This is a genomic window from Streptomyces sp. NPDC001450 (assembly GCF_053597295.1).
On sequence record NZ_JBSFHY010000010.1, the window covers coordinates 98,953 to 118,633 of the forward strand.

The following is a 19,681-nucleotide window of genomic DNA, read 5'->3' on the forward strand; positions in this document are numbered from 1 at the left end:
TTCGGGGGAGGTTGGCTGGGACGCGCCGGGACTCGGTGGGACTCAACGGGCCTCGCCGGCGTCGCCGGCCTCGCTGTGTCTCGGCGAGGCTCGCTGTCTCGCTGGGCTTCGCCGGAGCTATCCGCCGAAGAAGACCCCATCGACCACGCCACCGGCCACACCGCCAGTGAGGCCGCCGGTCAGGCCGCCGGTTATTCCACCGGCAACGCCACCCGCGACCCCGTCGGGAACCCCTCCACCAATCCCCCCATCACCCTCACCATCCCCGTCGACCTCACCCTCACCCTCACCCTCGCTCTCCCCATCCCCTTCGCCTCGTTCTCCGCTCCTGCCCCCGGGCCGCCGCTCGATCAGGTGCTTGACGAGGCGAACGAGTTCAGCGGGTTCGAAGGGCTTGGCGAGGAAGGCGTCGACACCGACATCGAGGCCGGTCTCGACCTCGTACTGGGTACAGGCGCTGATGATGGCGAGGGGAAGATCATGCGTGCGCGGATCGGCCCGAAGCCGAGCGGCGGTCCGGAGCCCGTCCAGCCGGGGCATGGCGACATCGAGGGTGACGACATCGGGCCGCACCTGATGCACCACATCCAGACACTCGGCACCATCGGCCGCGGTCACGACCTCAAGCCCCTCCAGCTCGAGGTTGACCCTGATCAGCTGCCGGATGACCTTGTTGTCGTCCACAACAAGCACCCGACCCGACGCGCCTGGCACAAGTCGAGAGTAGGTCCAGACCGGCCACCGCGTCCGGGTTTTCCCCACTTCCAACCCCTGCGAGGAACCCGCACCACCCTGCCCTGAACCCACCCCGCCCCGACCGGGACACCCACCCCGGGAAACCCGTTCCTGATCACCCCGCAAGACCTGCTAGGGTTCTACCCGTCGCCGCAAGCGAGAAGCCAAGCGCCCGACACGCCCCCGTAGCTCAGGGGATAGAGCAACGGCCTCCGGAGCCGTGTGCGCAGGTTCGAATCCTGCCGGGGGCACCCTGTATGAGGTGCCCAAAGACCCCGTCACCAGCGGAAACGCTGAGGCCGGGGTCTTCGCGTTTGTGCAGGCGTATGCAGCGCTGAGCGGCCCTATGACGGGGTCTGTGGACTATTTGTGGACAGGATCTTAGGGCATTCGCCCTGCTCAGCCCCGGCGTTTTCCGAGTGCCCGTCAGCCAGCGTCCGGCCATTGCTCAGGGGGCGGAGGCGGCTCCGGCTCGTCCCGTTCTGCCTGCCGCGCATTCTCCCCTCGCAGGGCCGTCAGCCACGGCCACAGATCCGGCAGCGGTTGTGCCGGGCAGGCCAGGCGGTGCTCGATACGGCACCGCTGGAACTGATCCGGCGGGCAGACCCCGTAGACGGTCACCCGTCCATCAGACAGCTCGATCCACCGGTGCTCCGCCGGCACCGTGTGGGCCAGTGGAGCCATGTCCGGTTCCAACATCACCCAGTCATACTCAAGCGTCGCCACCCGATCTTGCGGTAAACCGCAGTACGGGCAGCGCGACTGTCCGCTGCCGAGCCGACGCGGCGTCTTCTCTAAAGCCCCCATAGGGCGAGGGTCGGCACCTCGACGGCCTGTGCGTAGAGCGCGAACCAGACGGGACACCTGGGGCAGTCGTGCGCTGATGAAATGGAATTGGACGCGGCAGGTGCAGCTAGCAACCACCGGCCAAAGAAGCGCGGCCGAGATACGACGAAGCCCCCAGCGCGAGAGGCTGGGGGCGAAGGTCTGGTGGCCAGTTACTCGTACTCACGCAGGAGCTGTTCGATCTTTCGATTGACGATTTCCTGACGACCATCGATGCACTTGGCGTAGCGGCTCAGCAAGACTTCGACGCTGTTGCCGGCACGTTCGGCAACCTCGGTCGGGTCGACTCCGGCGTTCAACCACGTCGACAACGCAGAATGCCGCAGGTCGTACGGGCGGGCAGCGAGCGGAGAGGCAACCACAGCCGGCGGGAGTGCGAGCATCCGCGCTTCCTGCCATACGCGGTAGTACGTGGACGAGCCGACCACTCCCCCACGTTCGTTGGTGAACAGGCGCCCATCCGCCGCGGTGCCGAACGTGGCCAGGTGCTCGCGGAGGATGGCGACCAGCTGAGGCGGGATCGGTACGAGGCGCACCTCTTCCACGGGCCGATTCTTGAGCCCGCGATCGTCGTGCGTTTCTCCTGAGTCGGTCCACCGCTTGCCCACGCTGGGGCGAGTCCGGTTGAGCAGAGCGGTTCCCCAGCCGCTTTCCGGGAGCTTCAGGTCTGCCTCGGTCAATCCGACTGCTTCGGCCGGCCGCAGAGCGCCGTAGTACATGCAGGCGAACAGACCGACGAGCCGACGGCCGCGCGCTCGCTTGTACCCGCCGGCGTATGAGACCGCTGCGAGCAGAGAGCGAGCTTGCTCAGGGTTCGCCACCACGCGCGGATCGACTTCCTTGACGACCTTCGGCTTCTTCCAGCGGATGACTGTGATCGGGTTCTCTTTGAATTCGCCGAGATCCACCGCGTAATGCATCGCGTTCACGAGTGTGCGCCGCTTACGCCGGACGGTTTCGGCCGCGGCCGCGGTTCCATCGAGTTTGAGCTTGAACGAGTCCAGGACAGCCCTGGCCACCGCGGCGTCAGCAAGATCCGAAAGCGGCCGCGACGCCTTGGCCACCCAGTGCAGAGCGTTTGCGATCTCGGTCGGCAACTCTCGATCGGCTGGCCCAGGGAGCACGAATGCCCAGCTACGAAGCGCCTTCCGCAGTAGCTCATCAGCTGGCCGACCAGGGCGCTCATCGAGCAAGGCAAGCGTCACGGCCGTCAGGGATTCGTTGATTCCGTCGCGCGTGTTCGGCGCGGCGTGCGGCCACTTCATGGCGAGGTACTTCAGTGCGAAGTCGTACCAGGTGACGGAGGGTGCCCTCTCGATCATCGAATCGGGCAATCCAGTGACCGTGTCGAACTCTTCGCCGGCATGGGCGGCACGCAGGAGCTTGGACCGGTAGTGGTCTGCGAGTCCCTTGGTTCGGAACTGCTCAGAGAAGACGTTCCCGGCAACGGTCCATCTGACGTCGTAAGACGGCTTCTTGGTGTTCCTCTTACGAACGCCCCAGACCTTCGCATCGAGTGACTTCACGCGGTCGCCCTTTCTCGGGCGTTCAGCCACGCGTTGAAGTCGCTGCGCCAGACGCGCAGTTCTCCGTTGGGCAGCTTGAAGGCTTGCGGCGCTTGGCCCAGCTCGCGCCAGCGGTAGAAGGTTCGGCGCGAGATGCCCTTGAGTTCGGTGCAGACCTCCCGAACGGTCATCATTTCGTCTTTCACGTCAACGCTCCTTCCTGGCGCAGTTCGGCGAGGGCTTCGCGGGCGGTCTCACGGTTGAGTTCGAGATCTCGGCGGATTGTGGCGGCGAGGGCGGATTCGCCCGGGGTGTGGCCGTGGCCGGCGTACTGCCAGTCGGCGAGGACGAGGACGGTGTCCGGCTCGCGTTCGTCCATGCCGAGAGCGGCGCGTTCCTGTGCGGCGCGGAAGTCGGCACGTGCCTGGCGGAGGGCTCCGAGCGTGGTCGAGTAGCGCCGGGACTTGGACGAGAAGTGGCCGCGGAAGCCGAGCATGTGAGCCCAGGCCCACAGCCGGCGGTCGGGGTACCACTCATCCAGGTCCCGGCATGCGGTGATCAGCCGGCGGGCGTGGTCGGGGACGCCGTGGCGGTCGAGTTCGGAGAGTTCGCCGATGCGCCGGTCGAGGGTGCCGGTGTTCTCGGCCGCTTTGGTGGCGTACTTGGCCACGTAAGAGGCCACGGCTTCTTCGGTGATCTCGGAGCCGTCGCCGAACGCCTTCACCGGGCGGACATCGAGCTGTCGGCCCCAGCGCAGACGCCAGCCGTTGACGTACCCAGCCTCTTCGTTGGGTGGCACCGTGATCGTGGTGTACGGGTGCACGGCAGCAGCCCGAATCGCATCAGTGAGCAGGTCAGTGCTGGCCCAGGACGGCGGCGGCGAGTCGGATCCGTCCGGTCCGTCAAGGCGGATCACGGCATGGAAATGGACGGCGCCACGCTTCTGGAACTCGGCGACCTTGCCGTAGGAAACGCGACAGACCTCGGCGAGTTCGCGCTGTGTGAGCCCGGCACGTGCGGCGATCTCACGGCGGAGCCGGTTGACGAAGCGCACCCACAGTTCCCCGGCGTGGTTGTTGAAGAGCACGGCAGCCGCGTAGTCGTACGAGGCCGGATCGAGCGGGGTGCCGAGAGCCGAATCGTCCGGGGCGTGCCGTGTCCCGCAGCGGCAGACGCCATGGTCAGGCCGGTTGTGGACCGGGCCGAACGAGGGGGCGGTGAAGGTGGCGAACACCCGCGGGTGGTCGCGGACGGTGGCGGGGATGTCCTTGTCTGGGTTACCAGCGAGCCCGGCACGGACCAGGTGGTACGTGTCGCCAGCGTAGGTCCAGGCGCAGGCGGGACAGCGAGAAGCGCGGCGGTTGCCACAGGCCACACGGAGCCGTCCACCCGGCTCGCTCTCGGTGCTGTAGCGGTGCAGAGTCTCGCCGGTGACCTTGTCCTTGTGGACAACCCAGCCGCGCAGGTGGATCGGGTCGGCACAGCCACCGGTGCGTTTGATCTGGTCTTGCCAGCGGTGGAAGCCGGGGAGGCCGGTCACCCTGAGGAGGTCCCCCAGGGTGATCGAGTCCAGGCCCGCGAAGATCGCGGTGTCGGTCACGCGGTCACCTCCCGGCGCGGACGAGGGCGGCGGGGCGGGTGTGGCCGATGCCCTTGCAGGTGGGGCAGTCGACGCGGAGGGTGACGCGGGTGCCGTCGGTGTGGCGGGAGCCGGCGTCGATGGCGACGGAGGCGAAGCCGTCGCAGTCGCGGCAGATCGGCATGTTCGGGTTGCTCTGGGGCATGATGGGCCGTGCCTTTCTGGTCCGTGGATCGGGAAGGGGAGGCGCCCGGAGCGGCGGAAGTTTGGCGACCGAGGCCGCTCCGGGGGCCGGTCAGCGCCGCTTGGTCTCGGCGGCGAGCAACGAGCGCACGACGAGGGCGACGACGGCGACCGAGGCGCCGGTGATGGCGACCGCCAGGAGCATGGAGACGAGGACGGCGCCGACAACCAGGACGACTGCGGTGCCGCCGCCGACGAGGGCGACCACGGTGCCGGGGGTGAGCTGCACCACCGGGCGGGACGGTGCCGGGGCCGTCGGGGTGGCCGACGGGGTCTGGACGCTGGGAACGATGGCGGTCGGCTCGATGACGGCGGGCGGGGTGACGTGCCCGGTCGGGGTGGGCATGGTGGGGATCTTCGGGCGGAGCATGGTGGAACTCCCTTCCGAGGGGGTTACTTGATCAGGCCGTTGATGGCGGGAGCCAGGACGCTGTCGGCGAGGAGGAAGCCGCCGAGCAGGAGCACGGCGATGAGCCAGGCCGGCGGGCGGATGAGCTTGACGCCGAGGTAGCCGACGACGAGCAGCGCGAACCAGAGCGGGACCTGCATGGCGGTGGACTCCTAGCGGACGCGGCAGCGGTGGGTGCGGGCGGCGAGCTGGGCGGCGGACTGGCTGGAGTAGTCGGCGGACCAGCCGCAGTCGTCGGAGGTGCAAACGGCGGCGTGCTTGGTCTGGCCGTGGCGGTCGCGATGGGTACCGATCTGCACCGGGCCGATCTGCATCACGGAGTGGAAGAAGTCGCGCATGGGCATTGCTGAACCTCTTTCTGATCAGGCGAGTTGGGCGGCGATGGCGTCGGCCATGGGTGCGGGGACGCCGAGACGGGCGCGCAGGGTGTCGGTGTCGATCGGGGAGCCGGTACGGGCCTCGTGGTCGGCGGCGACCTTGCGCGCGTGAGCGACCAGCGGAGCCGGGACCGCCACCTCGGGGGCGGGAGCGGGAGTCGAAGCGGGGGCGGGGGCCGGGTCGGCGGCGGGTAGCGCCCGGGTGTCACCGTCGGCGGCTACCGCCTCCGGAGCGGACTCCGGTTCGGCGTCGGGCTCGGGGGCCGGCTCGGTGGCCGGGGCAGGAGGCGCCGTTACCGGTGTCGGGTCGCCGGTCGAGTGGGCGAGCAGGGTGCCGCCGAGGAAGGCGAGCGCGGGCCATCCGGCGATGCCGAGGCGGAGCAGCGCGGGCGGGTTGGCCAGGTCGAGGAAGCCAGCGGTGGCGACGTTGGCGCCGAGCGAGGCGAACAGGGCGATCAGGAACCAGCACCAGGCCAGCCGGGACGGGCCGCTGTTGCGCAGCCGACGCCAGGCGGCGACCAAGAGCAGGTCGACGCTGATCGGGTAGGCCCATGCCTTCCAGCCGGACTGCCCGGCGGCGGAGGCCAGGTCGTGAAGGTGGGCGAAGGACAGAGCGCCGGCGATCACGGCCTGTACGAGGACCGCGTCCGGGCGGATCGAGCGGGTCATGTCGTCACCTCCCTTTGCGGGTTGGGCCGGGGCGGGGCGGGGATCGAGGTCCGTCCGCCCAGCCCCGGCAGGGGTTCAGTCGGTGGTCGCTTCGCCGGATCCCCAGCAGGTCAGGCACAGTCCGGTCTGCCGGTCGTCGGTGGCACGGCCCTTACGGGCGCCAACCCGGACGGTTTCCGTGATCTCGCCGGTGCCGTTGCAGTCGGGGCACGGCTTGGGCCGGGGCTTGCGGCGGGCGGCGGGCTTCTTCGCGGTCGGCACGGTCACCACCCCTCGCCGGGGTACTCGGGGCCGTCGTTCGGGTCGTAGCCGGGCGGGAAGGTGCCGGGCGGCGGCTCGGGCAGCGATGCCGCCAGGCACGGGCCCACGGTGTCGATGAAGTCCTGGTCAGCGCCGGTCCTGTCGGCGTACAGGGCCAGGTCGCCGAGCATCACCACGGTGCGGGTGAAGTCCTCGCAGTCGGGGCACATGGCAGGCGATCTCCCTTCTTCGGGCATGGTTCGGGTAGGGACCTGACGCGAAGGCGGTCGCGTCAACCGTGGAGCGGGAGGGATCAGGCCGTGGCCGGGATGGACTCGACGGCCGGGGCGTGAACGGGATTCGGGACACCGAGCAGGGGCCGGAAGGGGGCCAGGGCAGGCAGGTCCGGGGCCAGATCGGCGTGCCGGTTGCAGGTGTTCACGGCCTGGCGCAGCGAGGTGTGCGGGGCGCGGATACGGGCCCAGCCGCCGGTCGAGTCACCCGTGATGGCGACGCCGGGCATATCGGTGGGGATCTGGATCGCGGCGAGGACGGCGTCCGGGGCGATGTCACCGAAGGCCATGTTCGCCGAGGACTCGTCGTTGACGCGGTGGGCGGTCCGGCCGGTGAGCTGGGCGCGGAGCATGGTGATGCCCTTGCCGAGTTCGGAACCGAAGCGCTGACCGCAGATCTCCAGGTAGATGCCGGCGGCACGGCCGAGCTGGGCGAGCCGGGCGAGCGCGGTGATGATCCGGTCCCGCCGCTTCTCTTCCTCCTTGGTGGCGAACAGGGCGAGTTCGGCGACCTCGTCGACCAGAACCACGATGGGCACCGGGCGGAGGTCTTCCGGCAGGTCCCAGATGTCGGCGGCTATCTCAGCGTCCGGCACGTCAGCGGTGATCCGCTGTTCGGCGCGGATGGTCTGGTAGACGTCCTGCATGTGGGACACGAGTGCGTCGAGGAGTTCGGCGGCGGTGTCCTGGTTGTCGGCCAGCGCGGAGAACCGGCGGGCCAGCGGGAACAGCTCCACACCCTGCTTGCAGTCGATGCCGACCAGTGCGACCCGGTGTGGGGCGAGAGCGGCCACGAGGTTGCGCTGATAGACGGACTTGCCGGACTCGGTGGCGCCGAGCGTGAGCGCATGCGGAACCGCGCGGTAGTCGCGGTAGTGCACGGCTCCGTCTTCTCGTAGGGCGACCGGGACCCGCATCGGGCGGGCGTCGGTCTTGGCCGGCATCTGCACCCGTTTGAGTACGTCATAGCCGGTCATCCGCATCTCGACCACGCCGGAGCGCAGTTCCCGCGACGTGACACCGAACATGGCGAACGAGTGCCGCAGCCGGTCACACGAGGCCGCCACGTCGAAGGCGTCCTGACCAGGACGGAGCTGGAGCCGAAGCACCAGGCCAGTCCGGGTGGGTCGCAGGCGAAGGATGCGCGGGGCGCGGGGACCGGGAACCGGTCGGTTCGTGGCCCGAGCCAGGGCAAGGCGCCAGCGCGAGGGCGGGACCGTCAGGCCGCAGGCGTCCATCACGGACGCGTAGCGGAACAGGACCCGGAGAGTCGCCAGGGCGATGCCGAAGGTGAGCCAGTACCAGGCGGGGCGCCGCCACCGCAGGAGACCCGCAGCGGCGACGACCAGCACCAGGGCGACCGTTAACCAGGCCATGGTCAGGCTGCCTTCGGCTTCGAGGCGCCGGCGGCGAGCGAGGTCACGGCGACCGCACGGAAGCTGATCCCGTGCCGCTTCTGGCCGTTGAACTCGTTCTCCCACGGCCGGGCGACCAACCCGGTCAGGGCGATCGGGGTACCCATGGCCAGCTCACCGGAGATGTCCGGCTCTGCCACGGTCACCGTGATGACCTCCGCACTGCCGTTCATCACGAACAGCACGTCCACGGTCACGAGCGTGTGGCCGGTGTCGGTGTCGGTGGCGATGACGCCGTTGCGCTTGTCGCGCATCTTCGTCTGCGGGGGCTGAGCGACCATCAAGGTCGCGCCGTTCGTGTCGACAGGAATCTGACGCATGATGGAGTCTCCCTTTGGGATGAGCCCCGGGCTGCGTTGTGATCTTGGCGGATGGCACGCAGACCGGGGCAGCTTGCTGTTGCGACACCATCGAAGCTACTCGCAGGAAAACTGCGAGTCAACAGAAAAACTGCGACTAGTAGGAGAACTCCGAGTCTGCGACACTGAGTGCGACGAGAAGGAGGCAGGAATGGCCAACTATGGACTGTTTGTCCGCTTCACACTGCGCGACGGGGCAGGCGAAGCGTTTGACGCACTGATCCGAGAGACCGCCGCGGGGATCCAGGCGCACGAACCTGGCACGCTCGTCTATGCGTGCCATGAAGTCGAGGGCGCACCCAATGAGCGGGTCTTCTTCGAGCTGTACGCCGATCGTGCCGCCTTCGAGGAGCACGAGCGTCAGCCTCACACGCGCCACTTCCTGGCCGAGCGCTCCAAGTACGTCGAGAAGACTGAGGTCGACCGCCTCCAGCCGTACGCCGGCAAGTACCCCGACGGAGCCGAGAAGTGACCACTTCCGACAGCAAGACCGTCGGACAGAGGGTCAAGGAGCTACGCCGCGCCGAAGGCATGTCACAGAGTGACCTTGCCGCCGCGATGGGTCGCTCCGAAAGCTGGGTGTCGCAGGTCGAAAGAGGCGTACAACCCGTCGAACGGCTGTCGGTCCTTCAAGCTCTCGCCGATGCGCTCAACGTGCCCGTGCGCGACCTACGGCCGGATGCCGCCGCTCCAGCGGAGGAAGCTGAGCCAGAGGAGCAGACGAAGAGCAACGACCTAGACGGACTACGGGTAGCCCTTACCGGTCATCCCGCGTTGGGCAGTCTCTTCCAGCAACCGCCGGCCGAACCGACTCCTTCGCTCACCGACTTCCGTGAGAAAGTAGAAGAGGCGTGGACTCTCGTGCACGCATCGAGCTATGCAGCACTGAGTGATCATCTCGCCAAGCTTCTCCCGAGCATCGAAGCCGCAGTTCGCCATGCGCCGGCGGCCGAACGTGTAGAACTCCACGCCCTACGCGCCAAGGCCTACCAGGTGGCCGCAGCCAGCTTCACTCGGCAAGATCAGGCAGATGCGGCGTGGATCGCAGCCGACCGAGCGCTACAGGCAGCCGAACTTGCAGGGCAGCCGTTGGAAGTCGTCGCGAGTCTGTTCCGAATGGCTCACGCCTTCATGCGGCAACAGCACATGGACCAGGCCGAGCAGGCAGCGCAATCTGCTGCAGCTGTCATGGGTCCGAGAACGGAGGCCCCGGCGTGCCCGCCGGAAGAGCTGTCGCTGTTCGGTGCCATGAACCTCGTCCTCGCAGTCATCAACGCTAGGGAGGGCAACCGAGCGCGGACCCATGAACACATCGATCGCGCGCGAGTAATCGCAGCGCGGTTGGGCGGGGACCGCAACGACTTCGATACGGAGTTCGGACCGACGAACGTGGAGATCCACGCCGTGAGTACGGCCGTGGAGTTGGGAGACGCCGGGCTTGCCCTAGAGGTGGCTCAGCAGGTTGACGCATCCGGTCTCTCGCCTGAGCGGCAGTCGCGTTTCCTGCTTGACGTGGCGCGAGCACACGCGCAGCGGCGACACGTCGGCGAGGCCACAGCCGCACTCCTGGAAGCCGAGGCCCTGGCACCCGAGCAGATCCACGACCACCACTTGGCTCGCGAGGTCATCCGCGATTTGATCCAACTCTCAGACCCACGCATCCCCGAGTCGCTGCGCAACTTGGCCGAGCGGAGCGCTGTCATCTAGGCGCCCAAAGCCTCGCGGTGGAACTTTCCCTACATCATCAAGGCCCGCGCACGGCGCGGGCGCGCGCCGCCTCTGCGGCGCGACCTGCCTCCTGTCTCCGCCCCGGCTGGCCGCGCCCGGCGGCGCGCTCGGCGGCTGCGGGCATGAAGTGGGAGACGCCCTCTGTGGCTGGGGCGGTCGGCTCCACGGCTTTAGGCAGCCACTTTGGGGCGAGCCTCTAAGATCATGGCCCCAACGTCGTGCTTTAACGGGCAGGTCCACAGACTGCCCGACTCGCCGGAAGCTTAAGGGGCCATGATCACTCGCCCCAAAGCAGCTCCAGCCCAAAGCCGCTCCGCCAACCGCGCTGCTCGGCGCACGCCATCTCTGGTCAACATACGGCGGCACGATCACGCCCCGTCCCACACAGCACGGGTCAGGACGGCTCATACCGCTGCCAGCGTGCAGTTTCCATACAGTCACAGCACGTCCCTGGCAGAGCCACTGTCAGTGGTGGGCACTAGTCTTAGCTGTATCAAGTCCGCAGACCAGCGCAGCTGCCTGTGCGAGTACAAGGCATCTGCCACACTGGGTAGTAGATGGGGCGGCTGCGGCTGAGGGCACGGCGGAAGGGGTGATGATGGCAGCAACCAGCACGCGCGAAGAGCGTTTCAAGCACACCCTAAATACGCTAGTCGCGCGTGAAGGCGTAACACCGGAAACCCTGCTTGACCTACTAGGGTCCAAGGAATCATACACAGCTTTGACTTCTGGTTCCCGCCTTCCTTCCGCATACGAAGCGACTTTGTTGAGCGCTTTTTTCAGAGTCGCTCCCGGCTTGCTACTTCAAGGCGACGAACCATCAATGGGAGTAAGCCTCCGGCTTGGAACCGTTGAGGGAGTTCACGACGTTAGCGATGTTGTTTCTCACGCTACTCAATTGCTAGCTACGGATCGTCTGACACGCGAGTGGGGTTGCACTCAACCGGTCATAGACGTGGCAAGCTTCGCCCCATCGAAACTTTGGCATGACCGCTACGCCGGCGAGAGAACTGCCGCGCGTCTGAGGGCCTATCTAGACTTCAGTGAGACTGAGCCAGTAGAGGACCTAACAGGTCTAGTTGAGAGCCTCGGCGTCCCTGTCGAGTACAGGAAGCTACCAGACCAGGTCCACGGGATCTCAATCCCTGAAAAATGGGGAGACCGTGTTTCTTGGGTCGTAGTAATCAACTCAAATGACGTTTGGTCGAGACAGCGTTTCACTTTGGCTCACGAACTCTGTCACGTTCTGCAAAATGATCCCGGCCAGGTGATCGTGGACCGCGCAAAAATGCAAGACTTGCGCCCAGAAAGGATTGCAAACTCCTTTGCGCGAAACTTCCTACTGCCAGAAGAAGCACTTTTGGGCAGGCTAGAACAGCACGGAACAATTTCCACCAAGACTCAAGCTGCTGCACTAGTCGCAGACATTGTTTTGACTTACGGAGTAAGTCGCGACGCCACGATGATTGCGCTTGGCGAGATTGCTGAAGATGACATCGAAACATCGCTCATAGAGTTTTGCCGGACAACCCAGGTCGGCGAACTGATGCGCATTTCAGGAAATTCTGCCGCGTGGGATGAGTTGAATTCAACCCGAGGAGAGAGCTTCCCTTCGGAACGGCTATCCCAACAGGTCCTCGATGCTTTCGCTGAGCAACTAGTGAGTTTGCAGGCTGTTGCAGACGTCATCGCTGATGGTTCTGTCGAGGATGCTCGCTTGCAGCTGAGCGCGGCCGGGTGGGATATGGACCAGCGAGTGATCGGATAACTTGGTCAACCACAGAGTCTGCATGCATCGCCGCGCTTCAAGCAGCGGAAAGCGCTGGCGTCAGTCGGCTGGCGATGCGCAGGCACAGTAGCGAATGTCCGTGTCACCTCGTTGAAGCTGTTGAACAGATCCGCAGCGTCCACCGGATCGGCTTCGCACCCGAGCTCGGCCAGGAGCTGTCCGAGATCCTTGCAGGGGACACCGTGACTCTCCGCGACTGTGATCGCGCCCCCGTCATTCGTAAGGAGCACGGTCTTACCCCCGAGCTCTACAATTCGCGCGGCACAGACAATGCTGTGTGTCTCTCCGGCATGCTTGTGCGCAGAGGCCACAGCATCCATGGTCCTGCCGGCACGTTCAGCTGCGGCAGCATCGATTCCTCGCAACTGCCTGAGCACCTGGTCGAGTTTGTCGAATGTGTTGAACGTGTCCGACCCAGTCGGAAGGGGGCATTCCGCGATCTGCCCATCGTCGAGGTATCGGACGACGGTATCGGCACCGCTGCACAACAATCGCGTCTGGGGCGTACGCTGCGCTTCTGATGTCCTCGAGAGCCGCCTGATCTCCGCGGCAACTGCCTGAGTTACCACGAGAGATGCCCCGTAGAGATCCAAGATCTTGTCGAACAGGACCGGCCTGCGAGCGAGCGCGCAGAGCAGCCCTGTGTCCGCCCATGCCCGGAACACATCCACATGGCGCCGCGGCGGAGCAGGGGAAGTTGAGGTGCGGACACGCGCCTGCGTCCTCGGCTGGAGGCTCGGCCGCCGAAGGGCCATCCCCTTCGGAGAGGGGCGCTCCAGATCGTCCAACTCCCCCTCCGGCGACTTCCGATGTGCGCCGACGAGGCGTCAGAGCATCGTTCCTAGGGTAGCCGCCGCACCGAGTGGATGCACACGCCTCCGGCTCACCAGACGCTCTGGACTGCCGAAGGAGTCACGGGATGCGAAGCTGGTCATCATCGGCCTCATCCGCGGTCGCATCGGAACACCAGCTACGGACGGGACACCACCGGCAGTGCTCGCCAGGAGCGCTATTCCAGGTCGTATCCCGATGCCACTTCTTGGCGCGCAGGCGCACTTCGGCCTTTGCCATGCGCAGTAGTCGGGCATCGCCAAGATCCCAAGAGAACACACGACTGTCCTCTGAAGCTAGAACTTCCAGCTCAAGCCGCGCTTTGTTGCTCTTGTAGGGGCCCCGGTACCCACTACCGATCAAGTTAAGAAGCCAAGGCACAGCGAAGAACCTGTCAAATGCTTCCTGTGCATCCCCCGGCAGACTCAAGGTAGTCGTCTTGGTTTCTCTGATCACGAAAGTGTCATCAGAATCCACGTACAGCAAGTCAGGCTTGCTGACAACTACAACATCCGCCTGCGCGTCATATCCGTATACCGATACCTCACTCCCGATTACTCGCGCCCCTTCTCCAAGCGGGCATATAGCAGCATGTTGCGTAACATATTCACGCGAGTCCAGGTAATCACCTTCATCGAGACCAGGAGGAAAGTTTTCGTCAATTGCATCGAGATCACTTGGATCACACTTACGTGCGCTCATGTGAGCTCGAGCCAGCCACTCATGAATAACTCTGCCCCGCTCCGAGGAAGGGGGCGCACTCGATCCCGACGGCAAGTTATTGGAAGTCAGGTACCATTGGGCGGGGCACTTTTCGTAGACCTCTAGGTCACGCGCACTGACTGAGCGGGTAGCTAGCCCTTTATGGGGCTGTCCAAGAAACCCGTCAAGCTTCTCCAGGGAAGAGCAGCACCCTGCAATTTTGCATCGCCCGCAGCTATTCCCCGGAGTTGGCCTATTCGATGTGACGATCTTACTCACTACCGGAAAGACCTTAGCGGCATACAGCGACTCTGCCATAGAAGGGCTGCCATCGAAAAGGGTCTCCATGGATCCGTCGCCAAGGCCAACTTCCACAACGCGAATCCGCTCCACATGCCCTCGCGGCCGAAACAGCCCCGCAATGTGCGCCGCCGTGATCGCCCAGTTCTCAACATCCTTTGCTACTGGGCGAGCCTGACCGAAACGGAGCTTACGAACTTCTCGGACGCCAGATTCGCTGTCGTATACGGGTGCCCAGACTGTCAGCTGATTTGACGGGACACTGGCGTCTGGGACAACCATTGGGTCACACACTCGGAGCCTGAGAATCCCCAGTTCAGATTCTGACAACTCGTGGCAGTTGAGGTAATTCTCAATAGCGTGGACTATGTAATTTTTGTCTCCTGCGTGCAACTGATACTGAGCCAACTCGATCTGCACCAGCCTATTAAGTGCTTCCCAGTCGGAAGATCTCAGAGGATCGTGCAGCCTCAGGCTTACGTCGCGGACAATACCGAGCACAAATATCTGCGCGTCGTCCCGTCTGCGCGCCCAGTCTGTTGGCTTGAGCTTGGGACGCACCTTCAGCGCTCCATGCAAGCCACATCCATGAGGCAGCCCTTGCACATCTGACGCACTCACGCGAAGTAGGTCCGACTGCCCGCTGAACCTCGGCCCCACACCCGGCGCTGCCATCCCGCCCCCTAGCTGCGCAACGTCACGATGAATGTCACAGAGTAGGCAAGTATGACAGGCGGAGAACCCTGTTGTGTGTCACTGATCACAAGTGAGTGGCGAGTGCGCCGAAGCCGGCACCCCGGCCGCACTGATCGGCCCGCCGCTGGTGGTACCGGGACACCGTGGGCCGGGGAGGTGGCAGGAATCCAAGTGATGTCACGAAGCTGCGCAGTCGAGAAACCTTCTGTCAGCGTCGACCAGTAGCCTGCGACGATCAGCCGTGGCACGCCTGGAGGTTCCGTGGAAGCTACCGCTCTCGTCAGTCCCGACCGGTTGTGGTCAGCGCAGGAGGTCTTGGCGCGCCCGAGCCCTGTCCCTGCAACCGCAGGGGTCTACGGGTGGCATTTCAAGGAACGGCCCCACCCGGACTTGGACGCCGGGCGCCTGCTCTACGTCGGTATAGCCCCGCGGTACATGGCGAACCGGACCAGTACCCAGAACCTGCGCAAGCGAGTGCGCTACCACTACCGGGGCAATGCGGCCGGCTCGACCCTGCGGCTCACCCTTGGGTGCCTGCTCGGACTTGAGCTGCGTCGTGTGGGCAGCGGTAAGCGGATGACCTTCGGCAAGGCCGGCGAAGCCGCCTTGAGCCAGTGGATGGCGGACAACGCGCGAGTGTGCTGGGTCGAGCAGAAGGGGCCGTGGGCCTTGGAGTCACAGCTCATCACCGAGCTCGACCTCCCGCTGAACCTCGACCAGAACCGCCACAACGCGTTCCACGGCCGCCTGAAAGAGATACGGGCCCAAGCACGTGAGCGGGCCCGGGAACTGCCGATCAGCTCATAGGCCGTCGGATGGGGTTCCGGCGGATCCGATCTTTTCGTCTACCCCGAGCTATGGGGAGCAGTCGTAGTGTCGTTAGTGCCCTCTACAGTCAGACTCAGCGTTATTTGATCACGACCAGAAGGGGGCGTTGTGCTGCAGCAAGACGGCGTGGAGGAGCTCTGTGCTGCGGTTGAGGCGCTGCGGGTGGATCATTCCACGGGGCTGCCGGCGCGGCATCAGCCGATCACGCTGCTGTGGGGGCTCGGGCGTGCCGCGGCCGGGCACCCGCGGTTGGTGCCATGGGCCGATGCGCGCAGGGAGTTGCGCCATCTGTTGAGCAAGTACGGCCGCCCGGGTTCGGATCCCTCGCCGGAGTACCCGTTCGTGGCCCTCAGTCGATCCCCGCTGTGGGAGCTTGACGGTGTGAGCGGCGAGGTGCCGCAGGCGCGTGGTTCAAAGCTACGGCAGTGGCTCACTACGCAGAACCCACGCGGTGGCTTGCGCAATGAGGTCTACGCCATCACGGCTGCGGATCCAGCGGCGCGCCAAAGAGTGGTTGACGCGCTTCTGCTCTGCTTCTTCGACGGTGAAGATCCCTCACTGCTGTTGCGGGACTGCCGACTGACCGACCCAGTTTTCGACGGGTTCGGAGCTGTGCCTGGCGTAGACGTGGGCCAGCCCTTTGCAGACCGACGAGCGCTAGCAGCCGCGCTTGTTCATCGCCCCAACCAGGCGGGCATCTGCGGCACCGCGGAACAGGGCGCGGAATCCATCGTGGTCTCGGGTGGTTACGAGGACGACGAGGACTACGGTGATGTGATCGTCTACACCGGCCAAGGCGGACGTGACCCCGACACCGGCCGACAGGTCCGTGACCAGGAACTCATCCGTGGAAATGCTGCCTTGGTCACGAGTCTGACCACTGGGGCACCAGTGCGCGTAGTGCGTGGAGCCGGCGGCGAGCCAGAGTACTCACCAACGACTGGATTGCGCTACGACGGACTGTTCCGCGTCGAGGACTATTGGTCCGAGCGCGGACGCTCCGGCTATCTGGTCTGGCGCTACCGGCTCACCCAGCTTCCCCAGACAGCGGTGGCACCACAGCCGACCATGCCGGCACCGCGTCAGCCGGAGGGACAACAAGCCCCGACACGTACCAGGATCACCACCCAGCGCATCGTACGTAGCACCGCGGTCGCGGACTTCGTCAAGCGCGCCCATGACTACACCTGCCAGGTCTGCGATATTCGTTTGGCTACCCCAACCGGGGCCTACGCCGAAGCCGCCCACATCAAGCCTCTTGGCCGCCCCCATGCCGGCCCCGACATCACGGCCAACGTTTTGTGCTTGTGTCCCAACCACCACGTGCTCTTTGACCTCGGCATGCTGACCATTGGCGACGATTTGACGATCACCAGCCGCACTGGCGGATCCCACCGAGAACGACTCCGCGAGGGCACAAACCACCAAATCGGCCGCGAATACCTCGCCTACCATCGCACGCGCCACGCTCAGCTTCCCGCCACAGCACCATGAGACGCATCACAGGAGGTTGGCAGGCGGTCAAGCACATGAGTACCTAACTCCGCTAACACCGCGACTACACCGCACAATCAAGCCGACGACCATGAGCAGCTTGGGCAGAAGAATGCCAGGTGCCCCGCCCCCAGGTGAGAAGGTGGGGCACCGTGTGCGCCGGGGCTACTCGAAGATGTTCGGGACGGGGATGCGGTTGACGCGGCGATTCGCGTTCCAGGCGGAGGCCACCGCCAAGTGAGCGGCCTTGAGGCGCCCCTTGGTGCCATCGGCACGGGTGTTGTTGTTGGTGGCGGCGATCTGGATCTTGCTCCTGAAGGACATGGGGTCGCCCTGACGCTTGAGCTTCTGCGCCAACTCCGAGGGCTTGACCACGTCGGGGTGCCTGGAGATCACCGTGGCGATACCTCCGATGGTGACGGAGTGCCAGGTGTCGGGGGTGCGGCCCCAGGCGTCCTCGGCGATGGTGAGCGACCGGTCCAGGATCTCGGGGCCATGCTCCGTGACGATGCTGAGGATTCCCTTGATACCGCGCACACCGTTGGTGGAGCTGCTGCCAACCTTGAGCTGGTGCTTCTCCAGGACGGTGTTGGTGTCTACGAAGAGCGGGTGCCCCGCCAGCACACCAATCCTGAACTCGTCGTTCGGGCCGACCTTCGAGGACTCCTTGTTCTTGATGATGAACAGCGACGCCTCGTTGGCCATCGAGAGGTCGGAGTGGACCTCGCAGGTGATGGTCTCGACAGCCTCGCGAACCTCCTCCGAGACCGAGACCTTCCCGGTCCGGATGAGCTGGCAGGCGTAGACGCGGTGCATGCCGTCCACCGCGTACAGACCATCCTCGCGCTGCGAGAGGATCGGCGTCCCGAGGGCGGTGGGGACCAGCTTCTCAGCGATGGCCTGCGCACGGGCCTTGTTGAGGTTGCGCTGCGCGCGGGGGTCGAACTTGATAGTCATCGGGTCCACCTTGATGTACTCAATCGGGTGGTCCGGGATGTCGTAGCTGTAGTCCTTACCGGACAAGGATTCTCCTCTTGTGTCAGCACCCCAGTGGGGGCGACGACGACACATGTCAGCTCCCGAATGCGGGAGACGGCGACCAAACGGTGATCAGGCTATCGGACAACTGGTCCATATGTAGGCTGAATTGCTCGCCTGGCAAACCCCCGCATAGTTGGATGTGTCGGCAACGCCGCAGCCTGGAGAGACGGGTTGGGTTGTGAGCCGCGGCCCCTGGCAGCACACTGACCGCCGTGGACTATCTGTGGACGAGTCGCGTCCCATCTGCCATCCATAAACCCGTGACCTGCGTGAAAGGCGGAGGTGAAAACGGCCTCCGGAGCCGTGTGCGCAGGTTCGAATCCTGCCGGGGGCACTCGCCTAGGAACAGTAGAGATCAAGCGCTGACCAGGGCGGATGCCGACATGAGAGAGCGGGACCCTGTCTCACTGGGTCCCGCTCTTCGTCGTTGTTGCGCGCTGGTCTCGTGTGAGGGGCGTGTGGGGACATGACCGCGGCTTGCGTGGCTAGGCCTCGCGGTCGGGTTGCGTCCCTGGGTTGCGGCACCATGACGGGCATGGATCTTGAGGGGATAGGCGCGCTCTCCGCAGCTGGAGTGGCGCTGATCGGGATACCCACCACAGTGCTCATAGGCCGATGGCAGATGAAAGCCGCCTTGCGCACTGCAGAGGCCACCAGTGAGGCGGGTTTGGCTCAAGCCCAGTCTTCCTACCGTGCAGCATTGGACGCTGTCCGCGCCGAAACACACGCCACTCATATGCAGTGGCGTCGTGGCATCCAGCGGGATGCTTACGCCTCCTTCCTGCTGACCGCGCATCGCGTAGTGGAGGCGGGGGAGCGATTTGCCGCGGACAACGCGGAAGAACTCCCACTGGAGAGCATCAGAGCCGGGAAGACCACTATTGACGATTCTCTAGCGGCACTCAAGGCAGCTCAAACGATCGTCGAACTAGAGGGCCCCGATGACGTAGCTGCGCCTGCCGCAGGGATGACCAATGCTGCTCAGTTGATGGCGATCTACCTAGGTGAGCAGGCCACCTTCGAGAGAGCGTTGGGAAAGCTCTACAGAATGCTGAATGATCAGCCACCGGTCGTGAGGGCCCCTGCTGAAAGGCTCATGCAGGCGCTTTCCGATCTGCGCCGTCTCCACTCGGCGGCCGCTTCTGATTCCGCTGACCTGGGCGAACACGAGACTCAGGAAGCCCGAGCAGCAGAACGGTCCTGCCGTGAGGCCAGGAGCGCCCTGCCGCCCAATGCCCTCGAATACGACGAGTTCGAGGCACTCCTCGAGGGGCACTCGCCCCGTCCTCCAATGCTCAGCAGCAGGTACATCGATGCTGCTCATCGTTTCGATGACGAAGAAGTAATATTCGTCCGAGCCGCGAAAGTTGAACTGCACAGCCAGGTTGCCTGAGGTAACTCTACAGCGGCGAATGCGACCAATCCGGCGGAGTGCACCAGTCGACGCATCACAACTGAGCGGCCCCCAAGGAGACCGCTCAGCTCTACTCATGACATCTCTGGGCAGTCATCCATCGTCACCTCCCCAACCCATAGCCCTCTCAATCCTCTGGTTGTTCTCCGCCTCGCTGTCGTCGATGCAGCCCGCGTAGCGACGATGCA

23 protein-coding genes and 1 tRNA gene are annotated in these 19,681 nt (G+C 65.0%); 8 read left to right on the top strand and 16 right to left on the bottom strand.

What is annotated here, in order from left to right; all coding sequences use genetic code 11:
* Positions 1–117: 117 nt before the first annotated feature.
* Positions 118–714 carry a response regulator gene (locus tag ACWC5O_RS13500; protein WP_450580836.1) on the bottom strand — a complete coding sequence of 199 codons (597 nt, stop codon included), beginning with the start codon at positions 712–714 and terminating at the stop codon, positions 118–120.
* Between the two features lie 200 nt (positions 715–914).
* On the opposite strand from ACWC5O_RS13500, the gene ACWC5O_RS13505 reads away from it, so the two are divergent.
* Positions 915–986, top strand: a tRNA-Arg gene (locus tag ACWC5O_RS13505).
* Positions 987–1,161: 175 nt separating this feature from the next.
* Here the strand turns inward: ACWC5O_RS13505 and ACWC5O_RS13510 are convergent.
* The 13 genes from ACWC5O_RS13510 to ACWC5O_RS13570 all read right to left on the bottom strand — a co-directional run bounded on the left by ACWC5O_RS13510 (position 1,162) and on the right by ACWC5O_RS13570 (position 8,631).
* Entirely contained in the window at positions 1,162–1,542 is a 381-nt protein-coding gene (locus tag ACWC5O_RS13510) for a DUF6083 domain-containing protein (protein WP_393469296.1), read from the bottom strand.
* Between the two features lie 191 nt (positions 1,543–1,733).
* On the bottom strand, positions 1,734–3,107 hold the full coding sequence (locus tag ACWC5O_RS13515; protein WP_450580837.1) for a tyrosine-type recombinase/integrase: 1,374 nt from the start codon (positions 3,105–3,107) through the stop codon (positions 1,734–1,736).
* Positions 3,104–3,277 (bottom strand): helix-turn-helix transcriptional regulator, encoded by a 174-nt coding sequence (locus ACWC5O_RS13520; protein WP_161173248.1) that lies wholly within the window; start codon positions 3,275–3,277, stop codon positions 3,104–3,106. Before ACWC5O_RS13520 ends, ACWC5O_RS13515 begins: the two co-directional genes overlap by 4 nt.
* Before the next feature lie 11 nt (positions 3,278–3,288).
* Positions 3,289–4,686 carry a replication initiator protein RepSA gene (gene repSA, locus ACWC5O_RS13525; RefSeq protein WP_450580838.1) on the bottom strand — a complete coding sequence of 466 codons (1,398 nt, stop codon included), beginning with the start codon at positions 4,684–4,686 and terminating at the stop codon, positions 3,289–3,291.
* A 4-nt stretch (positions 4,687–4,690) separates the two neighbouring features.
* A complete protein-coding gene (locus tag ACWC5O_RS13530) occupies positions 4,691–4,870 on the bottom strand; it encodes a hypothetical protein (RefSeq protein ID WP_450580839.1) in 180 nt (59 codons plus the stop codon).
* A 90-nt stretch (positions 4,871–4,960) separates the two neighbouring features.
* Positions 4,961–5,278 carry a SpdD-like protein gene (locus ACWC5O_RS13535; RefSeq protein WP_450580840.1) on the bottom strand — a complete coding sequence of 106 codons (318 nt, stop codon included), beginning with the start codon at positions 5,276–5,278 and terminating at the stop codon, positions 4,961–4,963.
* Positions 5,279–5,301: 23 nt separating this feature from the next.
* Positions 5,302–5,457, bottom strand: a complete 156-nt coding sequence (locus ACWC5O_RS13540; protein WP_103838579.1) for a hypothetical protein — start codon at positions 5,455–5,457, stop codon at positions 5,302–5,304.
* Positions 5,458–5,469: 12 nt separating this feature from the next.
* Positions 5,470–5,661 (bottom strand): mobile element transfer protein, encoded by a 192-nt coding sequence (locus ACWC5O_RS13545; protein ID WP_030610028.1) that lies wholly within the window; start codon positions 5,659–5,661, stop codon positions 5,470–5,472.
* A gap of 18 nt (positions 5,662–5,679) precedes the next feature.
* Positions 5,680–6,363, bottom strand: a complete 684-nt coding sequence (locus ACWC5O_RS13550) for a DUF2637 domain-containing protein (RefSeq protein WP_450580841.1) — start codon at positions 6,361–6,363, stop codon at positions 5,680–5,682.
* A gap of 75 nt (positions 6,364–6,438) precedes the next feature.
* Positions 6,439–6,630 (bottom strand): hypothetical protein, encoded by a 192-nt coding sequence (locus tag ACWC5O_RS13555; RefSeq protein WP_450580842.1) that lies wholly within the window; start codon positions 6,628–6,630, stop codon positions 6,439–6,441.
* Positions 6,627–6,833: a hypothetical protein gene (locus tag ACWC5O_RS13560; protein WP_450580843.1), complete on the bottom strand. Its 207-nt coding sequence runs from the start codon at positions 6,831–6,833 to the stop codon at positions 6,627–6,629. The genes ACWC5O_RS13555 and ACWC5O_RS13560 overlap by 4 nt, the downstream gene beginning before the upstream one ends.
* A gap of 83 nt (positions 6,834–6,916) precedes the next feature.
* Complete coding sequence (locus ACWC5O_RS13565) at positions 6,917–8,272, bottom strand: FtsK/SpoIIIE domain-containing protein (RefSeq protein ID WP_450580844.1); 1,356 nt, start codon at positions 8,270–8,272, stop codon at positions 6,917–6,919.
* Positions 8,273–8,274: 2 nt separating this feature from the next.
* Positions 8,275–8,631, bottom strand: coding sequence for an SCO3933 family regulatory protein (locus tag ACWC5O_RS13570; protein WP_450580845.1), 357 nt, complete (start codon positions 8,629–8,631; stop codon positions 8,275–8,277).
* Positions 8,632–8,821: 190 nt separating this feature from the next.
* On the opposite strand from ACWC5O_RS13570, the gene ACWC5O_RS13575 reads away from it, so the two are divergent.
* The 4 genes from ACWC5O_RS13575 (at position 8,822) to ACWC5O_RS13590 (ending at position 12,708) form a co-directional block, all read left to right on the top strand.
* Positions 8,822–9,142 (top strand): putative quinol monooxygenase, encoded by a 321-nt coding sequence (locus tag ACWC5O_RS13575; RefSeq protein ID WP_450580846.1) that lies wholly within the window; start codon positions 8,822–8,824, stop codon positions 9,140–9,142.
* Positions 9,139–10,377, top strand: a complete 1,239-nt coding sequence (locus ACWC5O_RS13580) for a helix-turn-helix domain-containing protein (protein WP_450580847.1) — start codon at positions 9,139–9,141, stop codon at positions 10,375–10,377. Before ACWC5O_RS13575 ends, ACWC5O_RS13580 begins: the two co-directional genes overlap by 4 nt.
* 844 nt (positions 10,378–11,221) lie before the next feature.
* A complete protein-coding gene (locus tag ACWC5O_RS13585; RefSeq protein WP_450581095.1) occupies positions 11,222–12,166 on the top strand; it encodes an ImmA/IrrE family metallo-endopeptidase in 945 nt (314 codons plus the stop codon).
* Between the two features lie 74 nt (positions 12,167–12,240).
* Positions 12,241–12,708 carry a hypothetical protein gene (locus tag ACWC5O_RS13590; RefSeq protein WP_450580848.1) on the top strand — a complete coding sequence of 156 codons (468 nt, stop codon included), beginning with the start codon at positions 12,241–12,243 and terminating at the stop codon, positions 12,706–12,708.
* A gap of 391 nt (positions 12,709–13,099) precedes the next feature.
* Here the strand turns inward: ACWC5O_RS13590 and ACWC5O_RS13595 are convergent, their stop codons facing one another.
* Positions 13,100–14,695 (bottom strand): PD-(D/E)XK nuclease family protein, encoded by a 1,596-nt coding sequence (locus ACWC5O_RS13595; protein WP_450580849.1) that lies wholly within the window; start codon positions 14,693–14,695, stop codon positions 13,100–13,102.
* Positions 14,696–15,151: 456 nt separating this feature from the next.
* On the opposite strand from ACWC5O_RS13595, the gene ACWC5O_RS13600 reads away from it, so the two are divergent.
* Together ACWC5O_RS13600 and ACWC5O_RS13605 are read left to right on the top strand one after the other, a co-directional pair.
* A complete protein-coding gene (locus tag ACWC5O_RS13600; RefSeq protein ID WP_450580850.1) occupies positions 15,152–15,523 on the top strand; it encodes a GIY-YIG nuclease family protein in 372 nt (123 codons plus the stop codon).
* 129 nt (positions 15,524–15,652) lie between these two features.
* The gene (locus ACWC5O_RS13605; RefSeq protein WP_450580851.1) at positions 15,653–17,038 is read left to right on the top strand and encodes a YDG/SRA domain-containing protein; all 1,386 of its coding nucleotides are present in this window, start codon (positions 15,653–15,655) and stop codon (positions 17,036–17,038) included.
* A 165-nt stretch (positions 17,039–17,203) separates the two neighbouring features.
* Here ACWC5O_RS13605 and ACWC5O_RS13610 read toward each other — a convergent pair whose 3' ends face one another.
* Positions 17,204–18,061 carry a DUF6551 family protein gene (locus ACWC5O_RS13610; RefSeq protein WP_450580852.1) on the bottom strand — a complete coding sequence of 286 codons (858 nt, stop codon included), beginning with the start codon at positions 18,059–18,061 and terminating at the stop codon, positions 17,204–17,206.
* A gap of 553 nt (positions 18,062–18,614) precedes the next feature.
* Here ACWC5O_RS13610 and ACWC5O_RS13615 point away from each other — a divergent pair.
* Positions 18,615–19,472 (top strand): hypothetical protein, encoded by an 858-nt coding sequence (locus tag ACWC5O_RS13615; RefSeq protein WP_450580853.1) that lies wholly within the window; start codon positions 18,615–18,617, stop codon positions 19,470–19,472.
* The last annotated feature ends 209 nt before the right edge of the window (positions 19,473–19,681 follow it).